Source organism: Dellaglioa sp. CoH-56-MRSF-12 (assembly GCF_056782075.1).
In genome coordinates this window covers 27,974-40,873 of the sequence record NZ_JBXAYD010000006.1, presented here as the reverse complement: position 1 = coordinate 40,873, position 12,900 = coordinate 27,974, and the positions used below count along the sequence as shown (strand labels likewise).

16 protein-coding genes and 1 other annotated feature are annotated in these 12,900 nt (G+C 35.1%); all 16 genes read right to left on the bottom strand.

The features are described 5' to 3' along the window. Positions 1–31 precede the first annotated feature (31 nt). Positions 32–538, bottom strand: a complete 507-nt coding sequence (rplJ, locus tag AC1RPY_RS06760) for a 50S ribosomal protein L10 (protein ID WP_481761895.1) — start codon at positions 536–538, stop codon at positions 32–34. A 34-nt stretch (positions 539–572) separates the two neighbouring features. Continuing rightward, positions 573–688: a sequence feature (ribosomal protein L10 leader region), on the bottom strand. Positions 689–751: 63 nt separating this feature from the next. Further along, positions 752–1,435: a 50S ribosomal protein L1 gene (gene rplA / locus AC1RPY_RS06755; RefSeq protein ID WP_409021536.1), complete on the bottom strand. Its 684-nt coding sequence runs from the start codon at positions 1,433–1,435 to the stop codon at positions 752–754. 105 nt (positions 1,436–1,540) lie between these two features. Then, complete coding sequence (rplK, locus tag AC1RPY_RS06750; RefSeq protein ID WP_409021537.1) at positions 1,541–1,966, bottom strand: 50S ribosomal protein L11; 426 nt, start codon at positions 1,964–1,966, stop codon at positions 1,541–1,543. A gap of 114 nt (positions 1,967–2,080) precedes the next feature. Beyond that, a complete protein-coding gene (locus AC1RPY_RS06745; RefSeq protein WP_481761894.1) occupies positions 2,081–2,938 on the bottom strand; it encodes an alpha/beta hydrolase in 858 nt (285 codons plus the stop codon). Between the two features lie 32 nt (positions 2,939–2,970). Next, entirely contained in the window at positions 2,971–3,522 is a 552-nt protein-coding gene (gene nusG / locus AC1RPY_RS06740; RefSeq protein WP_409022813.1) for a transcription termination/antitermination protein NusG, read from the bottom strand. A 115-nt stretch (positions 3,523–3,637) separates the two neighbouring features. Beyond that, the gene (secE, locus tag AC1RPY_RS06735) at positions 3,638–3,817 is read right to left on the bottom strand and encodes a preprotein translocase subunit SecE (RefSeq protein WP_057974232.1); all 180 of its coding nucleotides are present in this window, start codon (positions 3,815–3,817) and stop codon (positions 3,638–3,640) included. A gap of 10 nt (positions 3,818–3,827) precedes the next feature. Then, a complete protein-coding gene (rpmG, locus tag AC1RPY_RS06730; RefSeq protein WP_057974231.1) occupies positions 3,828–3,977 on the bottom strand; it encodes a 50S ribosomal protein L33 in 150 nt (49 codons plus the stop codon). A gap of 121 nt (positions 3,978–4,098) precedes the next feature. Then, on the bottom strand, positions 4,099–4,707 hold the full coding sequence (locus AC1RPY_RS06725; RefSeq protein ID WP_481761893.1) for an RNA polymerase sigma factor: 609 nt from the start codon (positions 4,705–4,707) through the stop codon (positions 4,099–4,101). Between the two features lie 68 nt (positions 4,708–4,775). Beyond that, the gene (locus tag AC1RPY_RS06720; RefSeq protein ID WP_481761892.1) at positions 4,776–5,300 is read right to left on the bottom strand and encodes an NYN domain-containing protein; all 525 of its coding nucleotides are present in this window, start codon (positions 5,298–5,300) and stop codon (positions 4,776–4,778) included. A gap of 2 nt (positions 5,301–5,302) precedes the next feature. Continuing rightward, entirely contained in the window at positions 5,303–6,061 is a 759-nt protein-coding gene (gene rlmB / locus AC1RPY_RS06715; RefSeq protein WP_481761891.1) for a 23S rRNA (guanosine(2251)-2'-O)-methyltransferase RlmB, read from the bottom strand. Continuing rightward, complete coding sequence (locus tag AC1RPY_RS06710; protein ID WP_409021543.1) at positions 6,042–6,464, bottom strand: Mini-ribonuclease 3; 423 nt, start codon at positions 6,462–6,464, stop codon at positions 6,042–6,044. The genes rlmB and AC1RPY_RS06710 overlap by 20 nt, the downstream gene beginning before the upstream one ends. Further along, positions 6,464–7,873 (bottom strand): cysteine--tRNA ligase, encoded by a 1,410-nt coding sequence (gene cysS / locus AC1RPY_RS06705; protein WP_481761915.1) that lies wholly within the window; start codon positions 7,871–7,873, stop codon positions 6,464–6,466. The genes AC1RPY_RS06710 and cysS overlap by 1 nt, the downstream gene beginning before the upstream one ends. A 258-nt stretch (positions 7,874–8,131) precedes the next feature. After that, entirely contained in the window at positions 8,132–9,625 is a 1,494-nt protein-coding gene (gene gltX / locus AC1RPY_RS06700) for a glutamate--tRNA ligase (protein WP_481761890.1), read from the bottom strand. 128 nt (positions 9,626–9,753) lie between these two features. Then, positions 9,754–10,866, bottom strand: a complete 1,113-nt coding sequence (locus AC1RPY_RS06695) for a PIN/TRAM domain-containing protein (RefSeq protein WP_481761889.1) — start codon at positions 10,864–10,866, stop codon at positions 9,754–9,756. Between the two features lie 16 nt (positions 10,867–10,882). Continuing rightward, complete coding sequence (radA, locus tag AC1RPY_RS06690; RefSeq protein ID WP_409021546.1) at positions 10,883–12,253, bottom strand: DNA repair protein RadA; 1,371 nt, start codon at positions 12,251–12,253, stop codon at positions 10,883–10,885. A 101-nt stretch (positions 12,254–12,354) separates the two neighbouring features. Further along, the gene (locus AC1RPY_RS06685) at positions 12,355–12,891 is read right to left on the bottom strand and encodes a dCTP deaminase/dUTPase family protein (RefSeq protein WP_481761888.1); all 537 of its coding nucleotides are present in this window, start codon (positions 12,889–12,891) and stop codon (positions 12,355–12,357) included. Positions 12,892–12,900: the final 9 nt, after the last annotated feature.

Sequence of the window (12,900 nt, the reverse complement as noted above, 5' to 3'; positions counted from 1 at the left end):
ACCTTTAGGTACCGATCATAGATGCTAAGTATTAAGCAGCAGGTTCTTCGTCTTTACTTTCTGCAACAGCGTTAATTGCATAAGCAACGTTGCGAACAGGTGCTTGTAATACTGAAAGTAACATTGAAAGTAAGCCATCACGACTAGGTAATGTAGCAAGAGCGTTAATTTCTTCTAACGTTGCAACTTTACCTTCAATGACACCACCTTTAATGCTAAGTGCTTCAGCAGTCTTAGCAAAATTAGCCATAATACGTGCAGGTGCAACAACATCTTCGCTAGAAAATGCGACTGCAGTAGGTCCAGAAAATACTTCTTCCATACCTTCATACCCTGCTTTTTCAGCAGCACGTACTAAAATCTTGTTTTTGATAACTTTCATTTCAACGCCTGCTTCGCGTAATTCCTTACGTAATGCAGTCACTTGTTCAACCGTTAAACCACGGTAATCCACAACAACTGCAGATGCAGCGTTATTGAATTTTTCAGTTACTTCATCCACAATTAATGCTTTTTGTGCGATAAATTCTTTACTCATAATTGATTCACCTCCTGTAGTCGTGTCAGAGCTTTTTTACAATAAAAAAACTCCGTGTCCACCAAGACACAGAGAGAGTAATACTTCACTCCTCGGCAGGTAAATTAAGGCTTGCGCCACCTGAGTCTTCGGTAGAATCATAAATTAATTGACTTCCATAAATTTAACACAGTTAGATATATGGGTCAACTAAAGAAATTTAATTATCTAATATTAGTTTTGAGCCAAGTTTAAGCTTGGACCAAATGTTGTAGCAACAGATAAATGTTTGATATAGCCACCCTTAACTGATGATGGGCGAGCTTTAACAATAACATCGTTGATAACATCAAAGTTACCAATTAATGCTGCATCATCAAATGATACTTTACCAATTGGAACATGAACATTTCCATCTCTATCAGTACGGTAAGTTACCTTGCCGGCTTTAGATTCTGAAACTGCTTTTTCAACGTCCATTGTAACAGTACCTGTTTTAGGATTAGGCATTAAACCTTTAGGTCCTAAGACACGGCCTAAACGTCCAACTTGGGCCATCATATCTGGTGTTGCAATAGCAACATCAAAATCTAACCAGCCACCAGAAATACGTTCAACCAAGTCATCATCACCAACAACGTCAGCGCCGGCTGCAAGTGCAGCTTTAGCTTTATCGCCTTTAGCGAATACAACAACAGTTTGGTCTTTACCAGTACCATTTGGAAGTACAACAGCCCCACGTAATTGTTGGTCTGCTTGTTTTGTATCTAAGTTTAAGTTGTAAGCAAGTTCAATTGTAGCGTCAAACTTAGCAAAGTCCATTTTCTTAGCTAATGCGATTGCATCAGTAATTGAATAGTTTTTACCTTCTTCAACTTGTTTTAAAGCGTCTTGATAATTTTTACCTTTTTTAGCCATCTTGAATTTTCCTCCTTGCAATATGTGGTCTAACGGATAAACCTCCCACTTGATACATCTATTTTCATAGAGTATCCGACCGAGAAGCGTGTTTGTAGTTAGGAATTAACCTTCTACAACGAATCCCATGCTTCGTGCAGTTCCTTCGATCATGCGCATTGCAGATTCAACACCTGAAGCGTTTAGATCTTGCATTTTAGTTTCAGCGATTTGTTGAACTTGAGCACTAGTTACTGTTGCAACTTTTTTAGTGTTAGGTTCGCCAGAACCACTTTCAACGCCTGCAGCTTTCTTTAAAAGAACTGCTGCGGGTGGTGTTTTTGTAACGAAATCGAATGAACGATCTTCGTAAACACTAATTACAACGGGAATTAACATACCAGCTTGGTCAGCTGTACGTGCATTGAATTCCTTTGTAAAGCCCATGATATTAATACCAGCTTGTCCTAATGCAGGACCAACCGGTGGAGCAGGAGTTGCTTTCCCTGCTGGAATTTGTAATTTAACGACGTTTGCTACTGTTTTAGCCACGTGACATACCTCCTTGTAAAATCCGTGCGTGGTAAATGGAGATATAAATTTCTCCTCCCACTGTATGCAGAACATACTAATATAATATAACACCCAGATGGGTTCCACGCAATCTTATTTATGCTTTTTCCATAAAAATGTGTAAATTGATTCATCAACTCGTTTATTTTCATGTAATAATCTGTGTGCTGCTCTTCGACCGCTCACAATAAGTTCCTGATAATTAAGCTGATTTTCAACTAAATAGCGAAGTGATAAAACACTATTAATGGAAACAGCGCCATCATTGCCATTTTTCAAATCGCCAGCAATATTTAAAAATTGTAAATTCTCCGGTAGATGCTGCATTGCCTTTTCAAAATACTGGTAGAGTGAAGTCGTTTCCACTGGACCTTTATCAGTTAAAAATAAATCTTCAATGATAGGCGTATTTTGTGCTACATTATGATCATTGTATGGTGCACCAATTGAAATGGCATGTGCCACCATTGGGACATCAGTCATATCTCTGTATTCTGTCATATAGCGTAATATACTGACACTACCCATTGAATGCCCAACAAAATCGACCTTTTCAATGGCATAAGCGCCATATAAAAATTGCATAATATAATGTAACCATAAGCTTTGTTTTTCAACAGGAGCTATATTATTTTTAAATAAAACTTGAATGAATGGTTGCGCAGATCTTAATTGACCTTCAACATGTAAACTACCATTATCATCAACTATGATAACCATATCTTTACGACCATAGCCTGCTCGTTCAAAACGGGCAATCATTGGGCCAAAAGAAAGTCGATTACCACTATAACCGTGAACAAATAGTGTTGGGGTCATCTTGTCGCTAGGTACAATTGGATCAGAGGCATCAATTGAAACATGCCCTAATCGTCTAAATTTATTCCCAATGAAAAAACTTGTGCCTGCTCCTAGACCTAACAAGCCTATCTTCAAAAGTCCCTTAGTCATTAAATCACCTTCTACTTTTGTGAGTTATCACCCTAGCCTAATAATTTATCTACTTGATCAAAGTTCAATTCTGTACTTGTTTCACGACCAAACATATCAATATCAACTTTAAGTTTTAATTTTTCATTATCAATTTCCGTTACTTTACCGATAAGGTTAGCAAATGCACCTTCAATAATTGTGACAGATTCACCAATTTCAATGTCCAATTCTTGATGACGAGCACTCATACCCAAACGACGAAGAATCAATTCTACTTCTTCAGGTAATAGTGGTGCTGGTTTACTTCCGGCCCCATGAGAACCAACGAACCCAGTTACGCCTGGTGTATTACGAACAACATACCATGATTCATCTGACATACCCATCTCAACTAAAACATATCCAGGGAATGTTTTCTTCATATCTGTTTTTTCTTTACCATTTTTAACTTCACGTTCTTCTTCTTCAGGAACAACTACACGGAAAATAAAATCTTCCATACCCATTGATTGTGCACGTGATTCAATATTTGTTTTAACTTTATTTTCGTAACCAGAGTAAGTATGTAAGACATACCAACTTTTTTCGATTGATTCCATTATATATATCTCTCCTTAAATTATCAGCTTCATTTTTCTCAAACAAAAAAAACTCCGCATCAACGAAGTTTTCTCACTTGTGTCATTATATCAAAACATCAGTTAAATAGCTATTCTTCTATGAAAATAGGGTTAAGAATGCAGAAGCACCTGAATCAACAATCCAGAAGAAAATCGCAAACATAATTGCAGTTACAACAACAGTTGTTGTATCACGACGTAGTTCCTTACCTGTTGGCCAAGTTGTTGCTTTAATTTCTACGATAACACTTTTAAGAAATGCATTAATTTTTCTCATAACTATCCCCCTATTTTGTTTCACGATGTAACGTATGTTTATTACAATATTTACAAAATTTATTTACTTCTAAGCGTTCGGTTCTGCTCGGTTTTGCAGCTACAATATAATTTCGTGAGCCACAAACGATACAAGCCAATGCTACTTTTCTTTGTGCCATGACTTTTTCTCCTTAATGTAAAGTTAACTAACGCTAACTTCGACTAACATTTTTAAAGAATACACTCATTTTACATTAAAAGAAAGAAAAAAGGAACCACCCTCTTTTCTTTCTTTCCTAATTATCGATTTTCTTTAAAAAATAACCCAAGCTTACTCTTACACCTTGAGATAGATCCTAATACCTTTTTCATATCGCACTCTAAAATAAGCGCAATTTCTTCTGGCTTTTTCATTTGATAATAAAGTAAAACAAAAGTACTTCTTTCTAACTCTGACAATTTCAATTCAAAATCATCCAATTTTTCTTGAAGGATAATTCTGTCATCTGCCAATATCTCACAATAAAACGAAGGCCGTTCACATTCACCATAAGTTTCTTCATATCGTTCCAAAGAATGCGAGTTCGCATCAGACAGCCTTTTAGTCGCTGATTGTTTGCGAATTAAACTAAAAATACAATTCGATAGACTGGTTTTAAAATACTGTCCAAACGTAATTCCTTTGTTCGGTTGGTAATTTTTTAATGCTTTAAAACAAACAGCTCTAGCCTCTTGTAAAAAATCTTCAGTATCCCATAATTTTAGATAGTATTTACGAATCATCGAATAAACCATTGGACGATATCGTTCAAATAACGGTTCAAATTTATGTTCTGCACCTAATTTAATTTGGCAAATCAATTGAAAATCTGTTTCGTTTTCAGTACTCCGGTAAGTTTCATCTAACAAGTAGACTCTCCATATCCGGGTCTCCATTTTTCAATATACCAAACATAATGACTGATTACAACAGTTGCTTAGTCATGTGATAGGTGATCACGCAATTCAGCCAGACTATCTAATTGTTCTGAGTCCCATGGTGAACGACGAACCGATGCCTCCGTTTGATATTTTTTGGCTTGTTGAGCAACTTCTTTTTTAGATTCATTAATGTCTTTGTATAACTCCCATGCAGGAATTCTTAATGCACCTTGTGAGAAAATAGTCCACTGTTCTGCTTGATCACTCGTTGCAACAGTTACCTGTGTGAGTTTAGTCTGTAACTCACCTATCATTGCTTCAATATAACTATCAGCCGTCTGACCCTCTGCTGTCCAAATAATCTCTAATCCATATTTTGTATAACTCTTTGATAGTCCTGGAACATACATTGCATCAAAGACAACGATTAACCGAGAGTCAATCTGTTTATGATAATTTGATAATTTGTGCAGTAGCAAGTCACGTGCTTCATCAAGTCGCTCTGATTGTTTCAATCGATTTAATTCTGGCCAATTACCAATCATATTATAGGCATCTACAACCAAAATTTGCTTTTTCATTATTATTTACCCCTAGAAGTAAATCCTTGATAAATAAGTAAACTGGCTGCGACACTGGCGTTTAAACTTTGAACGTGTCCAACCATTGGAATAGTCAACATACCATCACAAGCTTTTTTCAATAACGGTGAAATACCTTTACCTTCGTTACCAATTACGAGGGCTGTGGGTCCTTTAGCATCCCATTCACGATAATCTTGTCCATCCATATCTGTTCCGAAGACCCATAATCCGGCCTTTTTCAATTCATTTACAGTATTTACCAAATTAGTTACGCGAGCAACTGGCATATATTCAATTGCACCTGTTGACGTCTTAGCAACTGTTGACGTTAAACCGACTGCGCGACGTTTTGGAATAATAATTCCATGTACACCCGCAGCATCGGCTGTTCTCATAATTGATCCTAAGTTATGTGGATCTTCAACATTATCTAAAATAAGGAAAAATGGTGGTTCATCTTTATCAGCTGCACTTTTGAAAAGATCTTCAATAGTTGCATATTCAAATGCGGCAACTGCTACAATAACGCCTTGGTGATTTTGTTGATCTGATAATAAATCTAATTTACTTTTAGGAACTAGTTGTGTGATAATACCTTTTTTCTTAGCTAACTGTTCAATACCACTTAAAACATCTGATTTTAATCCAGTTTGTAAAAATAATTTGTTAATTGATTGATTACTTTTTAACGCTGCTTCTACAGGGTGACGACCAATAATAAAATCGCCAGCCTCTTCACTACTTCTTGGTTGTCCCATTTAAGTTCTCCTTTTCAACGGTGTTAATACACCATTTTGCCAATTCGGCCAATCTATCGTTTTGATTACTCAAAAATAAGTAGCCAAACAATGCTTCAAATCCAGTTGAAATACGATACGTTATTACTGATGTATTTTTAGCTGAAGTATGACTTTTAGCATTACGTCCACGTTTAAAGTAGTCTATTTCTTCTTCAGTTAAAATATTATTTTCTGTCATTTTATCTATCAAGAAAGCTTGTGCTTTGGCTGATACATAATGTGTTGCTTGATGGTGTAATTGAGTTGGTCTTGTAAGTCCTTGTACAAGTAAGTGTTTACGAACAAATACTTCATAAATACCATCGCCCATATAAGCTAACGCAATCCCATTCATTTGTTGATAATCTGCATTATTTTCCATTAGTCTTTTCTCCATCTAGTTCCTTGTGGTGTGTCTTCCAAAATAATTCCTTCTGCTGCAAGTTGATCTCGAATTTCATCGCTTTTTTGAAAATCTTTTTGTTTCTTAGCTTCTATTCTTTGTGCAATTAATTTTTCAACTCTGATATCTAGAGCATCAGCTACTTGTCCAAAAGCTAATCCAAAAACTGATGTCATTTCTTTAAAAATTTCTAACAAGTGATTAATTGAATCTCGTTCCACTTGTTTGTTTTCAGAATAGACATTCATTTTCTTAGCTAAATCATAGATAACTGCAATACCATTTTGTGAATTAAAATCATCATCCATAGCAGTTTCAAAATTGGATAAGCTCTCATTAATTTGATTTTCTATTAATTTATTTTCTCCTGAAATAGCATCGTTCAATCGATAAGTTAAGTTATCAAATGCTGTTTTCAATTTATTTAAATTATTAGTCGCTTCATCAATATTCGCTTGGCTATACTGAATTGGACGGCGGTAATGCGTTGTTGCCATAAAGAAACGGATAACTTGTGGATTGACTTCTTTAATCATATCATGCACCGTAACAAAATTACCTAGTGATTTACTCATTTTTTCATCATTTTCACCAATTGTTACAAATCCATTATGCATCCAATAGTTAGCAAATTTTTGACCCGTTTCAGCTTCACTTTGAGCGATTTCATTTTCATGATGTGGAAACATTAAATCCTGTCCACCACCATGAATATCAATCGTTGGACCTAGGTATTTTGTTGCCATTACAGAACACTCAATGTGCCAACCCGGACGGCCCTTACCAAATGGAGAGTTCCAAGAAAGATCATCATTTTTGACTGATTTCCAAAGTGCAAAATCAATTTCATCTTCTTTTCGAGCCGTTTCTTCAGTATCAACATGCTGACTGGCACCTTGTTCTAATTCGTTGATATTTTGATCAGATAATTTACCATAATCTGGAGATTTACGCGTTCTAAAATAAACATCCCCATCAGATACATAAGCATAACCTTTATCAATTAAATTTAATATAAATTGAATGATATCATCAATATTTTCTGTCGCCTTTGGATTTTTAGTTGCTGGTTCAATCGCCAATGCCTTGGTATCTTCCATGAAAGCAGCAATAAACTTATCGGCTAATTGTTGAACTGTTATATGGTCTTCTTTAGCAGCTTTGATCATTTTATCATCAACATCTGTAAAATTAGATACATAGTTAACTTTAAAATGACGATATTCAAAATATCGACGAATTGTATCAAACGCAATAGCACTTCGCGCATTTCCAATATGAATATAGTTATAAACGGTTGGCCCGCAAACGTACATACTAACTTTCCCAGACACAAGTGGTTTAAAAACCTCTTTTTGATTCGTTAATGTATTATAAATTGAAATCATTTTATCACCCGCCATTTAATCTTTTTGTTAAAAAAAGACGTCTTTTATATACTTATAAAAGACGTCTTCAACGTTGTTCCACTCCTTAAGATGTAGTGAACCTACATCCAACAATGAGTTAACGTTCATTACACGACTATAATTACTTTGTTCATCATAGCATTTTAAAGAGGCACTTCACAACTAACGTTTGTTTTCTCACATCACCGAAAACTTTCTAAAAAACGCCAATAAGTTGTTACTCTCTCTTATCAAAAATTATTTTGTATTCATTTCTTCTAACGTTTTGTTCAAATGAGCTAATGCTTTTTCACGACCAAGCAATTCGATTGATGCTGGTAGTTCTGGTCCATGCATTTCACGCGTTGTTGCAATACGGATTGGCATATATAATTGACGACCTTTAATTTTTGTATCTTTTTGAATTGATTTAATTGTTGCTTGGATAGCAACAGCATCAAAAATATCAATCGTTTTAATGCGTTCAGCAAATTCTTTTAAAACTGTTGGTGCTGTTTCAACAGCTAACTCTGCCTTTGCTTCATCATCAAGAACAGGTGGTTCGCTTAAAAATACTTCTGCCATTTCAGTAATTTGACCTGTATATGACATTTGTTGCTTATAAAGGCTAATTAATTTACGAGCCCATTCAATTCTTTCTGCACTTGGATCAGCTTCAATTTTACCATCTTGAATTAATTGACGTAAAGCCAAATCCATTACTTTATCTTCATCAGCTGTTTTAATATATTGATTATTAATCCATTCTAATTTTTTACCATCAAATGAAGCTGGTGACTTGCTTAAACGTTTAGGATCAAACATTTTAATCAATTCTTGGCGAGAGAAAATTTCACTTTCGCCAACTGGTGACCAGCCTAATAAGGTAATGAAGTTTACCATAGCTTCTGGCAAGTAGCCTAATTCACGATATTGTTCAATGAATTGGAGAACATTTTCATCACGTTTACTTAATTTTTTTCCTGTTTCTGTATTGATAATTAATGTCATATGTCCAAAGATAGGTGCATCCCAGCCAAATGCTTCATAAATCATCAATTGCTTAGGCGTATTGGCAATATGGTCATCCCCACGAAGAACATGCGTAATTTCCATCAAGTGATCATCAACAACAACAGCAAAGTTATATGTTGGCATACCATCACGTTTTTGAATAACAAAATCGCCACCAATAGTATTGGAATCAAAGGTAATTTCACCTTTAACAATATCTTTAAATTCGTATTTTTTGTTTGCTGGAACACGGAAACGAATAACAGGTGTTAAACCGGCAGCTTTTGACTCTGCAATTTTAGCAGTAATCTCATCATCAGACATACCTGCATATTCGTATTCATAATGTGGCATTTCATTACGTGCTTTTTGAGCATCACGGTCTGCTTCGAGTTCATCTTCTGTTTTATATGACTCGTAAGCTAAATTTTTATCCACTAATTCTTGGATTAATGGTAAATAGATATCTTTACGTTCTGATTGACGATAAGGACCAAATTCTCCTGGTTTGTCAGGACCTTCATCCCAATCCATGCCTAACCATTTTAAGTTATCTAGTTGGCTGCGTTCACCATCAGCAATATTTCTCTTTGTATCAGTATCTTCAATACGGATAACAAAAGTACCCTTTTGACTTCTCGCAAATAAGTAATTAAATAGAGCGGTACGAGCATTTCCAATGTGTAAATGTCCAGTTGGACTTGGTGCATATCTGACACGAATTTTATTTTTAGCCATGATAACGCCTCTTTCTTTTTTCTGTATTTAGTTACTACGATATAAACCGTTTATTTAAGGCTTTATTCAACTAATCTAGTTTACAATGAATCGGATAAAAAATAAAGCCAATAATCTTAGTATTGACTTTATTTCTTATCGTTTATTTTTTTCATTGAATGTAATGGTTTTGCAAAAATCATTCTTCCAGCATCCGTTTGAAGTGCACTTGTAACGACAACGTCAATTGATTTGTTTAGGAAATACTTTCCTTCTTCCACGACAACCATTGTTCCATCATCCAAATAAGCAACACCTTGTTGACGCTCAGAACCATTTTTTATTACCATAACATGTAATTGTTCTCCAGGAATAACCCGAGGTTTCAATGATTTAGCTAGTGCATTTACATTCAAAATCTGGACATTTTGAAATTCGCTAACTTTGTTTAAATTAAAATCATTTGTGACAATAACCCCATCAATCGTTTTAGCTAATTTAATTAACTTACTATCTACTTCTTCAATTTCTTCAAAATCACCTTCATACATTTCAATCGGCATGATTTTTTCATCTTGAAGTTTATTTAAAATATCTAATCCTCTACGACCCCGAACACGTTTGATACTATCAGCTGAATCTGCAATATATTGGAGTTCATATAAAACAAAATTAGGAACTAATAATGTTCCTTCAATAAAGCCAGTTTTAATCAAATCATAAATCCGGCCATCAATTAAGATATTTGTATCTAATATTTTATATTCATGATAATTATCATTGACATTACGGTCTAGTAAACTACTTTCAACGACATCACTTTTCTTATTTTTTGATGCAAATAATTTACGCCAATCCTCCAAACGATTAGTTCCTATAACAAAACCCAAGTATCCAAGTAAAAATAGTAACAAAACGGGTACAATTGTGTTCAATAGCCATATTTCTGATCGATAGAATGGTGTTGAGATTAAAATTGCAATAACCATACCAACAATAGTTGAAACACTCGCTGTTAGTAGCATCATTGGGCTTTGATTAGTTAAATAATTTTCAATATTTGCCAGTAATTTTTCTAGTGGCGTTATGATAAATAAAGATAGAATAAGAGCTAAACCGACACCTATTAAAAAATTAACAACACTATTATTTAATATACCAATCTCCGCAATACTCACTAATTTCCAAAAAAGTGGTAGCAAACTAACACCAATTCCACCGCCGACTAGTGCAACAACACCTTTAATAATATTTCTACGCATTGACAACTCCTCCTTTCTAACTAAACACTACTTTTAGTGCTTCGCTTAGTGTAGCAACACCAACAACTGTAATTCCTTTAGGTGGTGTCCATCCTGATAAATTATTTTTAGGAATAAAAATTCGTTTAAATCCAAGCTTTTGTGCTTCAGCAACCCGTTGTTCAATCCGATTAACACGTCGAATTTCACCAGTCAATCCAATTTCACCTACAAAACTGTCTGCAGGGTCTGTTTCTTTATCTCGATAACTTGACGCAATACTAACAGCAATCGCTAAATCAATAGCTGGTTCATCTAATTTTACGCCACCAGCCGCCTTAAGATAAGCATCCTGGTTCTGTAATAATAAACTTGCACGTTTTTCAAGAACGGCCATTATTAATGACACACGATTGTGATCAAGCCCTGTAGTTGTACGCTTCGCCGTTCCGTAAACTGTTGGTGTGATTAATGCTTGAACTTCAACCAAAATAGGTCGTGTTCCTTCCATAGATACAACAATAGCAGAACCTGTTGCGCCAGCCAAACGTTCTTCTAAGAAAATTTCTGATGGGTTTGCAACTTCAAATAACCCACCTTCACGCATATCAAAAATTCCAATTTCATTTGTTGAACCAAATCGGTTTTTAACAGCGCGTAAAATACGGAACGTGTGATGCATATCTCCTTCAAAATAAAGGACTGTATCAACCATATGTTCCAAAATTTTGGGACCAGCAATTGCACCACCTTTTGTTACATGTCCAACAATAAAAATCGTAATACCATTCGTTTTAGCAATTTGTAATAATTCAGCAGTTACTTCTCGAATTTGAGAAACACTGCCAACTGCAGCAGACATTTCTGGTTCTTGCATTGTTTGAATTGAGTCAATGACTACGTAATCAGGATTTAATGTCTCAATATTTTGACGAATATTACCCATATCTGTTTCAGGGTAAAGATAAAATTTCTGACCTCCAACACCGAGGCGCTGTGCACGCATTTTAATCTGAACAGCACTTTCTTCACCAGAAACATATAAGACAGTTCCGCCAGTTTGGCTTAGTTGACCAGAAACTTGTAAAAGTAATGTTGATTTACCAATGCCTGGATCACCACCAATTAAAACTAATGACCCGGGTACAACACCACCACCAAGAACACGATTTAATTCACCTAACTCAGTTTCAACACGTTCTTGTTCTGCCATTGAGATATCATCTAATAGTTCTGGTTTAACAGAAGCTCCAGTAAAACTGACACGAGCTTTACGATCTGCTTTTTGTGATTGTTCACGCTCTTCTACCATCGTGTTCCATTCGTTACAGTTAGGGCAACGACCCAAATACTTTGGTGAGGTGTATCCACAGTTTTGACATACAAATTGCGTTTTTACTTTTGCCATACAAACTCCCCACCCTTTCATTATAAATTCTATTGTTAATATTTTATCACATAAACGACAACCTGTAATTTCAATTGAAATTCTTAATCATTCTATAATAACTATTTACCTGATGAACCAAATCCGCCAATACGTTTTGTAGCGGTCACCTTTTCATTATCAACAGTTAAATAGGGCATAAAAATCCCTTGGCCTATCCGATCTCCTTTTTTTACCATTTGATCTTTTAAACTAAAATTAACAATTTGTATGAAAATTTCACCTTCATTTTTTTCGTTATTATAGTAATCAGAATCAATAACACCAATTCCATTTGGTAAAATCAGTCCACGTTTTAAGGGGCTACTTGAACGATTTGCTAATAATAAAAATTCATTATCTAGCATATACGCTTTAATTCCTGTGGGAATTAAATAAGGTTTCAAAATTTTATTTGCTTGAATGAGCTCTTCTTCAGCCACCGATTCACGATGCCTAATTAGCCATAAAACCTTTAAAAATCCACTTTTCCAGATTGAAGGTAATGTAAAATCTTCAGCTGCAGCTAAGTCATATCCTGCCGAAGTTGTTGTTGATCGAACGGGTAAGTCAATTTTCCCTGCATATTTAGTAACAATTTCAAATCCTCTTGTTTTCATTTGTTTATC

What these genes read in the sequence shown, in the direction of transcription:
- rplJ (WP_481761895.1), bottom strand. Translation starts at nt 538, where the DNA reads ATGAGTAAAGAATTTATCGCACAAAAAGCATTAATTGTGGATGAAGTA.
- rplA (WP_409021536.1), bottom strand. Translation starts at nt 1,435, where the DNA reads ATGGCTAAAAAAGGTAAAAATTATCAAGACGCTTTAAAACAAGTTGAA.
- AC1RPY_RS06745 (WP_481761894.1), bottom strand. Translation starts at nt 2,938, where the DNA reads ATGACTAAGGGACTTTTGAAGATAGGCTTGTTAGGTCTAGGAGCAGGC.
- secE (WP_057974232.1), bottom strand. Translation starts at nt 3,817, where the DNA reads ATGAGAAAAATTAATGCATTTCTTAAAAGTGTTATCGTAGAAATTAAA.
- rpmG (WP_057974231.1), bottom strand. Translation starts at nt 3,977, where the DNA reads ATGGCACAAAGAAAAGTAGCATTGGCTTGTATCGTTTGTGGCTCACGA.
- AC1RPY_RS06720 (WP_481761892.1), bottom strand. Translation starts at nt 5,300, where the DNA reads ATGAAAAAGCAAATTTTGGTTGTAGATGCCTATAATATGATTGGTAAT.
- rlmB (WP_481761891.1), bottom strand. Translation starts at nt 6,061, where the DNA reads ATGGGACAACCAAGAAGTAGTGAAGAGGCTGGCGATTTTATTATTGGT.
- AC1RPY_RS06710 (WP_409021543.1), bottom strand. Translation starts at nt 6,464, where the DNA reads ATGGAAAATAATGCAGATTATCAACAAATGAATGGGATTGCGTTAGCT.
- cysS (WP_481761915.1), bottom strand. Translation starts at nt 7,873, where the DNA reads ATGATTTCAATTTATAATACATTAACGAATCAAAAAGAGGTTTTTAAA.
- gltX (WP_481761890.1), bottom strand. Translation starts at nt 9,625, where the DNA reads ATGGCTAAAAATAAAATTCGTGTCAGATATGCACCAAGTCCAACTGGA.
- AC1RPY_RS06695 (WP_481761889.1), bottom strand. Translation starts at nt 10,866, where the DNA reads ATGCGTAGAAATATTATTAAAGGTGTTGTTGCACTAGTCGGCGGTGGA.
- radA (WP_409021546.1), bottom strand. Translation starts at nt 12,253, where the DNA reads ATGGCAAAAGTAAAAACGCAATTTGTATGTCAAAACTGTGGATACACC.
- AC1RPY_RS06685 (WP_481761888.1), bottom strand. Translation starts at nt 12,891, where the DNA reads ATGAAAACAAGAGGATTTGAAATTGTTACTAAATATGCAGGGAAAATT.